The 15,466-nt window shown below is 44.8% G+C and carries 17 protein-coding genes; 14 read left to right on the top strand and 3 right to left on the bottom strand.

The annotated features are described in order from the left end of the window. The first annotated feature begins 248 nt into the window (after positions 1-248). The 14 genes from EKM76_RS03815 to EKM76_RS03880 all read left to right on the top strand — a co-directional run bounded on the left by EKM76_RS03815 (position 249) and on the right by EKM76_RS03880 (position 10,575). The gene (locus EKM76_RS03815) at positions 249-1,280 is read left to right on the top strand and encodes a HesA/MoeB/ThiF family protein (protein ID WP_125549372.1); all 1,032 of its coding nucleotides are present in this window, start codon (positions 249-251) and stop codon (positions 1,278-1,280) included. Then, a complete protein-coding gene (locus EKM76_RS03820; protein ID WP_125549373.1) occupies positions 1,277-1,744 on the top strand; it encodes a MogA/MoaB family molybdenum cofactor biosynthesis protein in 468 nt (155 codons plus the stop codon). The genes EKM76_RS03815 and EKM76_RS03820 overlap by 4 nt, the downstream gene beginning before the upstream one ends. Before the next feature lie 9 nt (positions 1,745-1,753). Beyond that, positions 1,754-2,974 (top strand): molybdopterin molybdotransferase MoeA, encoded by a 1,221-nt coding sequence (locus EKM76_RS03825; protein WP_125549374.1) that lies wholly within the window; start codon positions 1,754-1,756, stop codon positions 2,972-2,974. After that, positions 2,953-3,447, top strand: a complete 495-nt coding sequence (gene mobB, locus EKM76_RS03830; RefSeq protein WP_125549375.1) for a molybdopterin-guanine dinucleotide biosynthesis protein B — start codon at positions 2,953-2,955, stop codon at positions 3,445-3,447. The genes EKM76_RS03825 and mobB overlap by 22 nt, the downstream gene beginning before the upstream one ends. After that, the gene (gene moaC / locus EKM76_RS03835) at positions 3,447-3,929 is read left to right on the top strand and encodes a cyclic pyranopterin monophosphate synthase MoaC (RefSeq protein WP_125549376.1); all 483 of its coding nucleotides are present in this window, start codon (positions 3,447-3,449) and stop codon (positions 3,927-3,929) included. The genes mobB and moaC overlap by 1 nt, the downstream gene beginning before the upstream one ends. Further along, complete coding sequence (locus tag EKM76_RS03840) at positions 3,916-4,488, top strand: NTP transferase domain-containing protein (protein WP_125549377.1); 573 nt, start codon at positions 3,916-3,918, stop codon at positions 4,486-4,488. The genes moaC and EKM76_RS03840 overlap by 14 nt, the downstream gene beginning before the upstream one ends. Before the next feature lie 67 nt (positions 4,489-4,555). Next, positions 4,556-4,783, top strand: coding sequence for a hypothetical protein (locus EKM76_RS03845; RefSeq protein ID WP_125549378.1), 228 nt, complete (start codon positions 4,556-4,558; stop codon positions 4,781-4,783). Between the two features lie 110 nt (positions 4,784-4,893). Further along, positions 4,894-5,331, top strand: coding sequence for a GAF domain-containing protein (locus EKM76_RS03850; protein WP_125549379.1), 438 nt, complete (start codon positions 4,894-4,896; stop codon positions 5,329-5,331). Between the two features lie 188 nt (positions 5,332-5,519). Then, positions 5,520-6,548, top strand: a complete 1,029-nt coding sequence (locus EKM76_RS03855) for a sensor histidine kinase (RefSeq protein WP_125549380.1) — start codon at positions 5,520-5,522, stop codon at positions 6,546-6,548. A 129-nt stretch (positions 6,549-6,677) separates the two neighbouring features. Further along, positions 6,678-7,337, top strand: coding sequence for a response regulator (locus EKM76_RS03860; RefSeq protein ID WP_125549381.1), 660 nt, complete (start codon positions 6,678-6,680; stop codon positions 7,335-7,337). A 144-nt stretch (positions 7,338-7,481) separates the two neighbouring features. Then, complete coding sequence (locus tag EKM76_RS03865) at positions 7,482-8,243, top strand: flavodoxin family protein (protein WP_125549382.1); 762 nt, start codon at positions 7,482-7,484, stop codon at positions 8,241-8,243. 37 nt (positions 8,244-8,280) lie between these two features. After that, on the top strand, positions 8,281-8,541 hold the full coding sequence (locus tag EKM76_RS03870) for a hypothetical protein (RefSeq protein ID WP_125549383.1): 261 nt from the start codon (positions 8,281-8,283) through the stop codon (positions 8,539-8,541). A 57-nt stretch (positions 8,542-8,598) separates the two neighbouring features. Further along, positions 8,599-9,582: a hypothetical protein gene (locus EKM76_RS03875; protein ID WP_125549384.1), complete on the top strand. Its 984-nt coding sequence runs from the start codon at positions 8,599-8,601 to the stop codon at positions 9,580-9,582. A gap of 15 nt (positions 9,583-9,597) precedes the next feature. Next, positions 9,598-10,575, top strand: a complete 978-nt coding sequence (locus EKM76_RS03880) for a polyprenyl synthetase family protein (RefSeq protein ID WP_125549385.1) — start codon at positions 9,598-9,600, stop codon at positions 10,573-10,575. 698 nt (positions 10,576-11,273) lie between these two features. Here the strand turns inward: EKM76_RS03880 and EKM76_RS03885 are convergent. The 3 genes from EKM76_RS03885 to EKM76_RS03895 all read right to left on the bottom strand — a co-directional run bounded on the left by EKM76_RS03885 (position 11,274) and on the right by EKM76_RS03895 (position 15,344). Then, complete coding sequence (locus EKM76_RS03885) at positions 11,274-12,896, bottom strand: DUF438 domain-containing protein (protein ID WP_125549427.1); 1,623 nt, start codon at positions 12,894-12,896, stop codon at positions 11,274-11,276. Continuing rightward, positions 12,886-13,119, bottom strand: coding sequence for a DUF1858 domain-containing protein (locus EKM76_RS03890; protein WP_125549386.1), 234 nt, complete (start codon positions 13,117-13,119; stop codon positions 12,886-12,888). The genes EKM76_RS03885 and EKM76_RS03890 overlap by 11 nt, the downstream gene beginning before the upstream one ends. Positions 13,120-13,259: 140 nt before the next feature. Beyond that, on the bottom strand, positions 13,260-15,344 hold the full coding sequence (locus EKM76_RS03895; protein ID WP_125549387.1) for a DNA topoisomerase: 2,085 nt from the start codon (positions 15,342-15,344) through the stop codon (positions 13,260-13,262). Between the last annotated feature and the right edge of the window lie 122 nt (positions 15,345-15,466).

Below are 15,466 nucleotides of genomic sequence, written 5' to 3' on the forward strand. Positions count from 1 at the left end.
TACCGCGCCGGCAAACTGGCTATCAAACACCCAAAGAGCTTTTCTCTGCTGCTTCCGCCGGTTAAGTTAAATCCATAAAATATGAATATTAATGAAAATACTGATTTAATAGGATTTATCGTGTGGCTAATTTGTTCTTGCAATTTGGGTTATTTTTAGAATATAGCAGTGACTTGTGTTGTGATAATCACTCACACCTGATTTCATTGAACGATCATGACCCAAAACCAAACGCGGAGGTGGTTACCATGCAACGTTATGATCGACAAATGCGCGTCAAGCAAATTGGTGCCGCCGGCCAAGCCAAAATTAGTGCTAGCACGATTTTGATCGTCGGCTGTGGCGCATTAGGAACTTACGCCGCTGAACAATTGGTACGTGCGGGTGTCGGCACCCTTTATTTGGTTGATCCCGATACGGTCAGTGAAACTAATTTGCAACGGCAAAGTTTATTCACTGAAGCTGACGCCGCTAATGAACTATTTAAAGTCGACGCCGCGGCGGCCAAATTACGCCAGATCAATCATGAAGTTCATATTGACGTCTTTCCTGTGGAACTGCGGCCCGAGCTACTCGCCCAAATGGATCCATTAACATTGGTACTGGATTGTAGCGATAATTTTAGTGTCCGCGACCTACTGAACCGGCTAGCGCTTAATCGACGTTTTCCCTTTATTTTTGCAGCTTGTGCCGGCGTTTCTGGGCAACTAATGCTCCTGAACCCCAGTCAGGGACCGTGCCTTAATTGCGTCTTTCCCGAATTAACTAAATTAAAAGAGCGCGACTGCGACATTCTTGGTGTGGCAACGCCATTGATTCCGCTAGTCTCCAGCCTACAAGTGTCCCTGGCTATGCGCTACATTGTTAGCGCTGCTGGCGCGTTGGACCAATTAACTACGGTCAGTTGCTGGCCGCCAGCGCAACAAAACTTTAAAGTCAAAAAGCGACCAGATTGTCCCGTTTGTCAGCATGAGCAAGTGTCAATTACGCTAGATGCTAAAACTATTCTCCGGCGCTTATGCGGCAGTGACGCTTGGTCAGTTTATTTGCCGCAAACGCGGAGTATTACTGAGGTAACCGCAATTCTTGACGCTAACCGAGTTGCTTATCAGGTTGCACCAAGTATGGTGACGTTCAATTGGCATCATGCGTCGGCCAGTTATTTTAAAACTGGTAAAGTTCAACTTTATCAACTTGATGAGCACCAAGCCCAACAACATTTCCGGGCACTGTGGCAATTATTCAAAGCACCGATCCAGAAAGAAGGTCAACCGCAATGACGACGGCAGCAATTTTAACTATTAGCGATACGCGTAACTTAGATAACGACAAAAGTGGCCAAACGATTGCCACTGCGCTAGCTACCGCCGACGTTGACGTCAGCCAGCGACTAGTTGTACCGGACGACATTGTGGCGATCCAAAGCGCCTTTCTCAAGCTCGAACAAACTGCGCCGGACTTGATCATCACCAATGGTGGAACGGGTATTGCCCGCCGTGATGTGACGTTCACCGCGTTAGAACCACTATTACCAGTGACGATCCCTGGCTTTGGCGAACAATTTCGGCAAATCAGCTTTACGGAAATTGGTACCCACGCTTTAGCATCACGCGCGCTGGCTGGCTTTAATGTTCGCGAACAACTTTGTTTCGTACTTCCTGGCTCGACCAACGCCTGTCAGACTGCCTTGCAACAACTGATTTTACCCGAACTAAATCATCTATTATTTGAAAGACGAAAGTAGGCCCTTTTTATGTTAGAACGGCGTAAACCGATCACCATTGAAGAAGCGCAAGCTAAATTAGCTGCGCTAGATATCCCGCAACAAATCGAAACGATTTCACTCACTGCCGCTAACCATCGCATTTTGGCAGTAGATGCTTTAGCCGCATATGACTATCCTAATTTTCGGCGTTCTGGCTACGACGGCTACGCTATTCGTGACGCTGATGACCATGATTTTCCAAAAGAATTTCACGTGGTCGGCGAAATTCAAGCCGGCGCTACCTTCGACCATGAATTAGGCGAAAATGAAACGGCACGGATCATGACTGGCGCCTTTGTTCCTGATAATGCCGCTAAAGTGATCATGTTGGAGCAAACCCGCAGCGTTCCCGACCAGCCAGAACAAGTTAAAATCATGGTCAGCGCTAATCGTGACAACATCACACCGGCTGGCGCTGAATTTAAAACTGGCGATTTATTGATCGCCGCCGGTACCGAATTAAACCCTGGTGGCCTTGGCCTGTTAACGGCCTTTGGCGCAACTGAAGTCCAAGTTTATCGGCAACCACGCGTCGCGATCATCACCACTGGCACTGAATTATTGCACCCTGGCGATACACCACAACCAGGGAAAATTTTCAATAGTAATGGCCCGTTGATCGCCAACTTAGTGGCTGAAAATGGCGCTATTGTCACTGAAACCGTTCAATTAGTGGATGATTACCAATTACTGCAAGCTAATCTGGAGCGTTTAAAGGCAACTAACGATTTAGTCATTACTGACGGCGGCGTTTCGGTGGGCGACTTCGATTATTTAGCCACCACGGCACGCGATTCCGATCAACTATTATTTAACAAGCTGAAAATGCGGCCCGGCAGTGTGACCACTGCTTTTGTCGATCAAGGTACGCTGATCATCGCCTTGTCCGGTAACCCTGGTGCATGCTACACTGGTTTTTATCTCTTTGCCGAACCAATTTTGCGTCGCTTCGTTGGTCAAACATCGCGCTGCCAAAAAGTTAACGCAACTTTGACCCGCATTTACCCTAAAACTAACGGCTACGATAAAATTCTACGTGGCACCTATCAACTTATCGACGGCCAATATCAAGTTCAACTGAATGGTAGCGACGTTTCTGGCGATCTAGGCAATTTGCAATCGACAACTTGCTTATTCAAGATTCCGCACAGCCATGATCCGTTGCCATTAAACGCCGAGGTGGAAACATGGTTGCTCCCTTACAAGTAGTCGGCTTTAAAAAAAGTGGTAAAACCACGACGATCAATGATTTTCTAACGATTTTAAAGCAATTAAACGTCCCCGTTTGCGTTTTAAAACATGATGCGCACCGAGCCCAAATGGATCAGCCGGGTACCGATACGGCGACATTTGCCACCAGCGGCGCTCAAACCGTTTTATTAGCCACCAATCAAGCCGTTATGGTGCGCCAGCAAGTGCCACAGCTACCTAATGCGGCGCAGCTGATCGCAACCTATGCTAAGCCAGAACAATTTTGCTTGCTGGAAGGCTTTAAAACCGCCGCTTATCCAAAACTAGTGCTGGTTCATTCCGGCGAACGGCCTAGTAATTTTGCCAAGCTCACTCAAGTTGTGGCCTACGCCAGTCTGACCCCGCCAGAATTCAGCGGTTGCTTGGACTTCAGTACTGCCGCACTACGTCAAGCTTGGTTCACAGCTTATTTACAGAAAGCAGGGATCTAATGGCTGAACTAACTCATTTTAATGACCAAAATCGTGCAAAAATGGTGGATGTGACCGCCAAAGAAGTTACCGCACGTACTGCGAAAGCAACGGGCCAGATCACAATGCACCCCGAAACACTGACCCGGATCCATGCTGGCACTATGAAAAAAGGTGACGTATTGGCAGTTGCCCAAGTTGCTGGTATTATGGCGGCTAAACAAACCAGTAATCTCATTCCGATGTGCCATTTGATTCCGCTGACTGGCGTCGATATTCACTTTAGCGACAATGATCACGACACGATCACCGCCGTGGTCACCGTTAAAACTAAGCACGTCACCGGTGTGGAGATCGAAGCGCTGACTGCTTGCCAAATTAGCCTGTTGACGATCTACGATATGTGCAAAGCGATCGATCGGGGCATGGTGATCAACGCTGTTCATTTATTGGAAAAAGATGGCGGTAAAAGCGGCCACTTCACCTATAATGCCGCAGAATAAGCCACTAGGTATTGTGTTAGCTGGTGGCCGTTCACGGCGCTTTGGCCATGATAAAGCCTTGACAATCTTACCGCAGCAAACACAACCCAACGTTGTCTTAGCCGTCCAAAAATTATTGCCGCTGACCGCTAAAGTCTTTATCGCCGCTAACCGTGATAATGTAAATGCACTGCGCAAATTATTTGCTGAAACGCCACAAGTTCAAGTGTGTGTCGATCAACCAGAATTTCTTGATTGCGGTCCGTTAGGTGGCTTATTTGCAGTCACCGCGCAGCATCCAATGTGCCGGAGTTATTTGATGTTAGCAACTGATTATCCTTACTTGCCGGTGGCGGTGCTCGAACAGTTAGCCGAAAAAACACGCCGCTTTATTCAAACGCCGGTTCAGGCGCATTATACATTGGCCCATTTTTACATTGACCACGCCACCGTGCGCCACTTTTTAACGAGTGGCCAACGACGCTTACAAACTTTTATCATTAACCAAGCCGATTGCCAACCCTTACTGGTTCCCGATAGCGCCGGCCTGATAAATTTAAATCAAAATCCAGAACAATAATTGTCACCTATTTTTGACGCCATAAGTGACCAGTAATGCCATTTTATGAAATAGAGGAAATGAACCCATGCTTAGTAAAGACGATATGTCGCCAGCTGATTTTCAAAAACTGCTTAACATTGCATTGATGGATCTACGGATTCACCGGACCCTTTTAGAAAATGAAATCGCCAGTCAACGCGCGGATCTCCGGACGCTGGAACAGGATGAAGCAATTGAAGAACTAGAACAACAAATTCAGCCTGTCCGCGAAGATTACGACCATTACAAACAATTTTTAGAAACTGAAAAATAACATATTTTATAAATTTAAACCGTCTTTTTCAACATCTATGTGATTAAAATCTAATTCTAGCGTAAAAACACGACCTGATTATGCTATACTCAGAGAGGAGTGACACTGATATGGGTGACGAAAAGCTCGCCAAAAATATCGCTTATCATGATTTAGTGCGGATGATCTATCAGCAAGAAGATTTCGATTTTGTTGGCGTTGCGTTGCAGGATGACACTAGTTGGCGTAAAATCCATTGGCGTTATGCCGCAGGTAACACGAGCCAGCGCTTTCGCAAAATAATTTTGCGTAGCGGAATCGGTATCGCCGGCCTAGTAATTCGTACCGGCGAGCCTTTTGCTGAAAATGATTTAGCCCACCATCAATACGCCGGTTATATGTCACAACCGATCACCATGATCGAACATTTAACCAGTGCAGTTGCGATTCCGATTTTTGATCAAAATCAGCTTGTCATTGGGGTTTTACTTGCCGGTTATCGGCACCAACAAACCATCACTGCTCACTCCGGTCACGTGTTGCAGGAATATTTACAACGATTCCAGTAAATCACGATTCATCACGTGACAAGGATTTCCTTGTCACTTTTTTTGTACAATTTTATCTGTATATTTAATTAGGCTCAGGTTGAAATACCTGAAAGCGCTTCTTAATTCTGCTATTATAGTAACTAATAAAGTTTATTAGCGCATTAGACTAATAAACGACCTTATTTGTGAAGTAGAGGTGATCACCCTTGTTAGAATCTGTTAGTTGGGTCGAAAAAAATTTTAATGAAACGCCAGATGCGATTTTCATTTTTCGCGATGATCAGCTACTAGTAAGCAACCACGCAGCCCAAACGCTGCAAGCCGACTACGAACTGAGTACCGCTTATATTACTAAATTAATGAACAGTGTCGTTAGGCAGCAACATTCCGATACTAACGATTGTTTTAATTGTGTCGTTTTAGACATGGCCAAAACGGCAATACCGTTCACTTTACCAGTCAAAAATGGGCACCCGTTATCATTTTTCCTAGTTTATTCTGAGTTGGATACGGCACAAAATGTTTACTCGTTAACTTTGAAAAGCAACGATTTAATGCAACGAGTCGATCAGTTAGCCCAACAACGCAAGCTCGTCCAATACGTCAACCGTGCCCATGAGGAAGAACGTAAACGTCTGTCCCAAGATTTGCACGATAGCATTGCCCAAGGTGTTTATTCATCGATCATGGGTGTTCGCCATTTGGAAACAACAGTTAGCCAAGCTGATCCAGAAGCCTTTGCCCGGCAAACTAAATTGATCGAAAGCCAGCTTTACGCCACCTTGCAAGAAATCAAAGGTATGGCGCTGGATATCCGACCATCGGTACTCGATAGTTTTGGCCTGTCAGCAGCGCTAAAAGCGTTAGCCAAGCGGCTAGAGGAAAATACTGGTATTGATATTACGGTAGTCGCCCGCGATACGGCGGAGCTTAAATTATCCGAAGATGTGCAGACCGTGCTTTACCGAATCGCGCAAGAAGCGATGACTAACGCAATCAAACATGCCGAAGCTAATGAAATCAATTTATTCCTAGTGGCACATGAACATGAGATCAGCCTAGAAGTGATCGACGATGGTAGTGGCTTTGACGTTAAGCAGCACGTCAGCTTCAATGGCCATTCATTGGGCTTGCTGAATATGAATGAACGCGTTAAATCCCTACATGGCACCTTCCAAATCAAATCAGAAAAAGGCAGCGGCACCACTGTCACTGCCACCTTTCCGATTGCTTAACTCATTACAAATTATTGAACGGATGTCCAACTTTCGCGTAATCAGCCTGATAGAAAGTCGCATCCGTCAGGGAAAATAGCAGTTTCAACCTTGAAACTGTACCTTATTATTGAACAGGAGGGACCGCGCTTGTATAAAGTATTGATCGCCGATGATCATGCCATCGTGCGCAGTGGCCTGTCATTTCTCATCAACCAGCAACCAAATTTTCAAGTCGTTGCTCAAGCAGCTAGTGGTAATGAAGCTTACTTGGAAGTAGAACGTGCTGGAGTTGATTTGATCGTACTTGATTTAAATATGCCACCAGGCGAAAATGGTTTGATCACCACACAACGGATCCATGATCGTTTTCCAAAAGTCAGGATCGTCATTCTTTCAATGCACGAAGAACAAGATTACATTGATCGCGCCATGCAAAATGGTGCTGATTCTTATGTGCTGAAAAGTTCACCGGACACTGAACTATTGAGTGCGTTAAAAGCCGTTGTCAATCACCAAACTTATGTTGATCAAAATATCATTTTAACCAAAACTGATGTAGCAGAAATTAATTCCAAAGACAACGACGTCAACCTTAAAATTGAGGGATATTCAGACCTTTCTAGCCGTGAGCGTGAAGTTTTGCCTTTGATCGCGTTAGGCTATTCAAATAAAGAGATTGCAAAAAAATTATATATTTCAATTAAAACCGTCGAGGCGCATAAAGCCAGCATCAACCGCAAGCTTGGCTTCAAAAATCGTGTCGATCTAGTTCATTATGCGTTACATCATGGCTTGATCGACTTCTAGCTGATTTTTTGGGTAAAACCCTAATGGCATCTAACCACCAGAATTATTATGATAGAAGTTATTGACTATATGCTGCGGTATATAGATTTTTACATAATTTAGGCGCTCTACCAAAATGTAAAGTGCAAGGAGGAAATAGTTACTGTGAAAGTTTTAGGGATCTTAGGTGCGCATAAAAAAGACGGCCTGACTGCACAATATTTAGCCGCCACCGCCAAGGGTCTACCGCAAGCCGCCGAATATGAGTTGCTTTACTTAGCTGATTATACGATCAAACCAGATACCGGCCAGCCCAATCCTGTTTTAGATCAATTAGAAAAGAAACTACAAGAAAATGACATCTGGATCATCGCTGCACCAACTTATTGGGGTAGCCTATCTGGAGTTATGAAGAATTTCTTAGATTGTATGCGTCCACGTATGGTCCGCATGACTAAAGCGGCTGATACCCTCCCAGCACAATTCAAAGATAAGCATTATTTGTCGATCACGACTTGTTTTCAATCGAGTTTAGAAAACTTTTTTGTTGGTATCACTGATGATACGTTCAAAATAATTGATCGCGCAATGACCGGCGCTGGACTAATTAAAGTCACCGAAATTGTTGGTACTGGAACTTGGAAACAAAAACAGCCTGATCCAAACAAGCTCGCTCTTTGTGAACATTGGGGTGCCAAACTCGCAACTAAACAAAAAAAGGATGACAATACTGTGAAACGATACATACAATTATTCTGCATGATCGCCGTAATGGCACTAGTAACAATGGGATTACAGCAATTGATTTTTGGCGTATTTGCCGGCGGACAATTCTGGATCATCTACGCTACCTTTGTTCTGATTTTCTATATTCTACTTGCCAGTTTGCTGCACTTCTTCACTTTCCTACGCCACCGTCGCCGTTGATCAAAAAAATCGCTAATTATAGAAAGTAGGTCCCTTTATGGCTCATAATGTCAGTCGCACCGAAGAATTGATCGGTATTTTAACCGATGTCTCGCACCACCGTTTTCGCGAAGCCCGCAGTATCAACCCGGAATCAATGCTTTATCAAACGACGCATTATGCGGTACAAGAAAAACTATTGGCGGATGCTTTCGTTGAGGATAGTACTAATAAGCCCGTTGCCAGTATTGATCTACGTAACGCCAGTTTAACCGCTGCCGGTGAAGAATTTTTGACGGCGCACCAATCGCAAGCGTAAAATAATCTAAGTTGCTGACCAGCGCATTGGTTGGTAACCTACAGAAGGACTGATCAGATGGATATTCAAGCAAAATTAAACGCAAAATATGAAAATACACCGATTTACACTTCAGGCTTTTATGCTGATCCAGAAGACCCATTGAAAAATCGTTCAACCTTATTAACGACTTTGAAATCATTCACGCAAAATCAAGATGCAGCCACACCTTTTGCTTTGCAAATGATGGCGACTAATTCCGAATTAACCGTTGCACCACTTGGTTTGCTCGATCTACAAGAATTACGCGACTACACCGCAAAGCAGCGACAAACTGAGGGCGTAATTGCAGGTGATGATACCTTTGCGCTACCATTAGTGGTACAATTTGAAGCGCACACCGAAAAAGCAACTGTTGAACGCGAGCTAGTCACCACAACGGATGAGCTTTTCAATGATTTTACCGGCGCATTTGATAAGATCTGGGCGCAGGTTAAGATTTATTTGGCTAAAAATCAAGCGCTACTAGAAGAAATGGTTGCCGACTTGATCACCGATAGCCAGAAAATCGCGCCTAAGTTCGTCGGTCAATTAACTGAAATGTCAGCCGCAGAGCGCGAAAAAACAGTCGGTTTCAAGTTGCCGGATGCTGAATTAGAACAATTTAGTCGTTATTTATCCGACAATCATGAAGTAAAAGCCGTGATTTCTTCGGCTGCAGCTTTTGCTACTAACGAGATCGTTGGTGAGCAATTATTCGGTCAAGTCATGAATGATCGTATTTTACGGAATACTTTCTTCTGGGATCTGGACAACACTTTCCACGAGATTTTCTATTATTTTCTGCGTAAATATACGACAGACGGTTCAAAACTAGCCAAACATTTAAATCACATTAAAGGTGGCTTATTAGCAACGATGCGCAAGGACGCTTGGGAAAAATCCGGCGAACTAGCCACCGATACTAAAACCACCCAAAAAGATCTCGAGCGGATGTTCAGCGCGGTTTTCATGCCGCTAGCTGAGCAATTCACTGGCGAGATCGCCAAATTCAATCACTAGAACAAGAGGTAGCCTATGACGCTTCATATTTGGGATGACTTCCCCCACATTCAAGAAAAACTAACTCCGCTGACGCCTTATTTACTTGAGGCTGCCCAAATCAAGCAACCCGCCGTTAATCAGCGTGTGCAGGCTTTGATTCAAAATGGGGGTAAATTAGTCCGCGCTGGGCTTTTTTATCTGTTTAGCGAATTTGGTGCAACACCCGATCCAGCACGCTTAAAAGCTGGCGCGGCAGCCATTGAGCTCTTACATCTCGCCACATTGATCCATGATGATGTGATCGATCAAGCAACTGAACGCCGCCATACGCCAACTTTACAAACTGGCCTTGGCAATCGCAACGCCGTTTATGCTGGCGACTTGCTGTTTACGCTCTATTTTGACCAAGTCTTGCGTTCAGCAGAAAGCTTCGAAGATATCGACACTAACGTTAAAGCAATGCACGGTATTTTATCTGGCGAACTTGATCAGTATAATCTGAATTATCAGCTAAATGAAACCGTCGCTCAGTATTTGCAGGAAATCGAAGGTAAAACCGCTAAATTATTCGCCTTAGCTTGTGCACAAGGTGCTAAATTAGCTCACGCCGACGAAATCATCGTTGAAACCGGTGAACAAATTGGTCGCTCGCTCGGTTTAGCTTACCAAATCTTGGATGATATTTTGGATTACACCGGCACTCAAGATGCCATTCGTAAACCAATTTTACAGGATATTCAGCAAGGTATTTATACACTACCGCTATTATTCACGCTAGAAACACAACCCAAAGCCGCTAAAGCCTTCCTCAGTAAGCAGGAGCGCTTGACTGCCGCCGAATTGCAGGAGCTGCAACAATTAGTCGTCGATAGCGGCGGCGTCGCTCAAGCGCAAACTATGGCCAATGAGCTCACTGACCAAGCACTATTAGATATTCAAACTTTACCTGATACACGCGCCCGTGTTGATTTGGAAAAATTAACGCGCCGATTACTTAAACGACAAAAATAAAGCTGTTCGCAATAAAATGGTTCTTTCCGAAGCATGGCTGTCATATTAACTCGTAAACAGATTTAGTTTAGTGCCATTCCGGCGCTGGCGTATGGAACGCGTGCGACTTGAACTTGGCGGTTTCCGCCTTAGTTCAATCGACAACGGGAAGCAGGCTCTATTTAGTGAATAAGTACTAGTTCTGATACTTGTTAATTTAGTTGTTAGAAATGGGCGACAGTGATACGCCAGCGCCTCCATTTCACCTTGGCAATGTTAGAACACTATTTAATTGTCTTAGCTAGTTCAATTAGGATTAATCGGCAGTGATTAGTGATTCGAAGTTTTAAAGTAGGTTATATGTGCATAAAAATGCCGGCAAAACAGCCTTTAAACTGTTTTGCCGGCATTTTACGTTCTAACTGCCACTAAACTTTGCTGCTTAAATAATCAATAACCGAACGTTCAACCATTGCCTGCTGGAATGGAGGCGCCAGTGGACCAGATGTGTCGATAGTTCTTGATGGCGATTTGTGCCATTTAGAACTATGCGTGGCTGGCGAGATCCATTTTTCCATCCGCTTTTGGTTTTATCCAGGAAAAATTAGCTCGCCAACACGCCACTCGTTCCGTCCACTGGCGACGGAATGGAAGCTAACTAGCTCTGCTTATAGTCAGACTTTAGAAAGAACCAATAAAATGCGAACAGCTTTTTTTGATTACAATCGTTTTTCATCCGTTAATTGCTGAATTTCAGTGATATCTTGTGAAACCTCTAAACAGCCTAAGTATTCACCTTTCGGACTGCGCACAGCAAAATAACGAATATAAACTTTTTTAGTTCCGTGCAGATTGATCCAGAAATCGGCGTGATCTTGCGCACCACTACGGAAATCGTCCAGAATAACTTGGACCTTACCCATACTCTTCGGTGGATGGCAATTGACTACGGCGCGGCCAATAACTGCACGCGTCCGTGGGAAAATACGATCGCCATTATCGGAGAACCAACGGACAATATCGTTAGCATCGACAAAGGTAATATCGACTGGTAAAACGCCAAACAGTGCGGTTAATTGACTTAAATCTAAATCACCGGTTGGCATCACGATCGTGGCGTGATTATCCGCCCCAATTTCTAAATGCGATTCGGTGATTCGTGGCCGCCGTTGATGAGCTGGTTTAGCGGCTTCATCAGCTAACATTTGCTTAACAAATTCAGGCATTTCTTTTTTCTCTGCTGGTGGCTGGCTAATATTAACGTTGATCTGCGCTCGCGCATCTTCTTTAGCCGGCTTTTCTGCCTTGACTTGACCCATTTCTGCTCGTAAGTGCAACGGTAACGCAGCTAATGCAGCAGGATCGTCCTGCTTAGCCTTAAGATCATCGGGGATCAGCGATTCAGCATCTTCCGTAGCAGTGGCTGGTGTTGTCGGCCGTGCCCGCGCCTTTAAATCTTGTTCATCAGCCATCGATTGCGCCATTGCATTTAACTCCTGCGCCATTTTAGATGGTTTACGTTTAGCCGCTTCTGCATAATCACGTTCAGAAGGCTGCCATGGTAATGGCTCCGGAATCAGCGTGTACCCAATATCAGCACTTTCGCTTTGGATCAACGCCCAATCATCGGGGGTGAAGACTTCTGCCACCATAGGCAACAAAATCTGTTCTTCCTTGAAAATCATTTCTTCGATATCTTTTTTGGCCTTCTCAATGGCGGTTTCAATATCATATTTAGCCGGGGTCGGTTCTGCATTCACTAAACGAATAGCATCCTTGATCCAGCCACGAATATCATCATCCACGCCCCACATAACCTTAGGCGGTGCGGTGATCCCGTAACGATCCATAATTGGGAACAACAGATTTTCTTTACGGGCATAATGCTTATCGATGGTCCGCAAATCAGCCAGTGCCGTTTTCATTCGCTGCAAATATTCTTGATCACGCGGTGATGGTGTCGCGTCATCACTAGATTGTTGCCACTTCTTCAAGACTGGCACCAATTCGTCATCTAGTAATGATGTGATGACCGTATTTTCTAGCTTGATCACGGCAACTGGATGCCCAGGGACTTCCTCGACGCTGTCGCCAGAACCAGGATTGATTGAACCTTTAAACACCGCAGCATGGACATTACAAAGCCGTTGAATTTCCATTGGGTTCAAGCCGCTCCCAATTAATTCACGCTCAGCCGAAGTGATCTCAGAAACATCCACACTGGAAAATGTGCTGTCAAAAATCTGCTTAGCTTCATCAAAGCTACCACCAGCATGTAACATTTTCAAAATTTCGACAATTTTTTTCTGACGATAAACGCTATTATGTTCATTATCCGGCATCATTGATCACCTCAAATCCTCTAGCTTCCAACTTGGCCACGATTTGCGCCAATGGGACTTTTTTCATCGCTGCCCCTTTGGGGATCGTCATAAAGCGGCCCATCGTGTTGAGGATCGCTGGATTCTGAATATCTTTCAAACCAATTTCATATAAAACCTCGGCCACTTCTGGGTGTGCCGTTACTAATTCGTAAACTGTTTGTTGCAAATCAAGTGTCGCCATGGTCAAGCTCCCTTCACAAACATCAAAATTAGCTTTATTATACCAGTTAAAGTAGCCATTGAGAACGGTTCTCAATAATAATTAGGGTCAGCCCTAAGTAAGCTCTGACCGAAAAAAAGGCGTTGTTTAAATGTGATCCGTTACTTTCCAAAATCTGCCTTGAACCCCCAAAACTTTTTGCCTTTGAACGTTTGTTGCTTTAAAGATCCAGTGGCAGTATACGTCTTGCCGTACTTACTGGTGGCATTAAAGGAGATCACATCGCCATGCAGCAAGCTGCGGATCTCTTCTGCACTAAATTTATGGCCACTCCAGGTTGAATTAAATTCAACGGTCGAACCGTCTTGATATTGTCCTTGCGCTTTGGGTTTAGGCTTATATTTTTTAGTGGTGCGCGCCGCTGACTGCTTGCCCACAAACTGTGCAAGTTTCTGGCTGTTATTTAAGATCAGCGGTAAATCGTGTGCAATTACTTTAGTTGCTGAATCGATCACGACCGCTGGCGCTTCATTTAACTTACCAACCGCATCCATGTGATCAAAAAGCTGTTTGGTGATGCTAGGCGAGCCGATCCAAGTATTCCGGACGAGCACCGCCGCAATCGTACCTGGTTGCGTTAATGTATAAAAGCCACGTTTTTCATTGATAAAGGCATTTTTGCCGCTGATCAACTGCGCTTGCACGCTAAGTCGCGTGGCCCCAGTCCCGATATTATGCTTTTCTAAGAACTTACCGATCCAATCAGCACTTGGCCGCGTCGGTTTAGGGTTGGCCCCTTGATACATAAACGGTGCAGCATCGGGCCCAACAACTGCACTAGGTGATTTAACTTCGGTTGCTACCTGCTCAGTATCATCAAAAATAGCTCGATAATTCAATTTAACCGGCACATTAAAGCCCGTTTTAAAATCAGGATATAATTGTAGTTCAGCGGTAATTCGATCAAATTCATAGTCTTCACCTAAAATTGCTAAATAATTCGCCGCTAACGTTTTGTAGATGGCTTGGGCGCTAGGACCATATTTAGCTAGTTCGGCCATCGATTTGGGGACTTTGATGCCTGGTCGGTTGGCACCATGGGCCGCCGAACTAGCGCGGTGCTTGCTGCGTAACACGCGGTGCGTCAACAACTGCGGATCGACCCCAACAACAGTGGCGATCGTATCCACCACTGGCAAAAGTTCATTGTACTGCTCTTGAGTAATTTTGCGGTCTTCGGTCCGCGGATAGGAAACAATTTCCGCCTCGTACATTTTTTGATAAGTCGCCAGCACTTCTTTAGAATTAAAGCCTTGTTGCGCTAAAAGTGAGCCTAACTTAGCTAGATCAAGTAATGCTCCCGGTGCCTGCGTTTTGTGTTCCCGTTTGATATTGGTCACTGGACTTTTTGTGTACTGTGCCACATCAGCCTGGCCACTTGTTTCGTCGGCAAAGCGGGCCGCTTGTTTTTGCGCATCATCCTTAAGCTTACGCGCAAAAATATGGCCCGCCGGATCTTTAAATTTAGCTTCAAAATAAGGGGTTTTAATATAATTATCGATCAATTGTTGCTGCTGCCAGATTTTCAAAACAATGACTGATTTCAAGCGGCCTTGATTGATCACTTTGACCCGGTAACCGGCTTGGCGTGCGGCATAGGTTGAAATACGCGTCAGTTGCATCGACAAAAAATCCCACTTGCTGCGGGCATCCGATTTGAGATATTCGCCTTGCTTAAATTGATCCGTGATCTCAACCATCTGCTGCATGGCCTTATTCAGCGATTTAGGGGTTTCATCAGCAAAGCGAATGCGGTAAACTGGCTTTTGCCACTTGATTGCGTTAACAATTTCCCAGCCCAGCAAATCACCTTCACCAGAAGGATCATTATCAGTAGCAATTAAAATCGCCTGCGCATTAGCCGCTTCTGCTTTGATCGCGGCAACATCTGCTCGGGTCGACTTTGATTTTTTTGTGTAAGCATTGTAAGCCTTCGTATAGGTTTTAGCCCAGGAAAAATCAGCTTGGTTCCAAGGCATCGTCTGCATATCCGTCCATGAACTGTAACGCTGTTTATCCGCTTCCGTGGCCACCATTTTTTCAGGTTCTTTAAATTCCATTAAGTGACCGTGAGCGTGCACAATTTTATACGTCTTGCCGCCAACGTTGCCGGTCGTGCCCCCAAACGCTTTAGCCATATGCTTGGCGGCGCTGGCTTTTTCAGCTAAAATCAACATATCGATCATTGGGTTACCATCCTTTATATCCACTATTCGATCATATTTTCCATTATCTGATTCAATTAATTCTATACCACTTGCGCCAATAAAAAAACATCAAGACAATAGGCACGATTTCCATTGTTGTT

The organism is Loigolactobacillus zhaoyuanensis, from assembly GCF_003946385.1.
GTDB lineage: Bacteria > Bacillota > Bacilli > Lactobacillales > Lactobacillaceae > Loigolactobacillus > Loigolactobacillus zhaoyuanensis.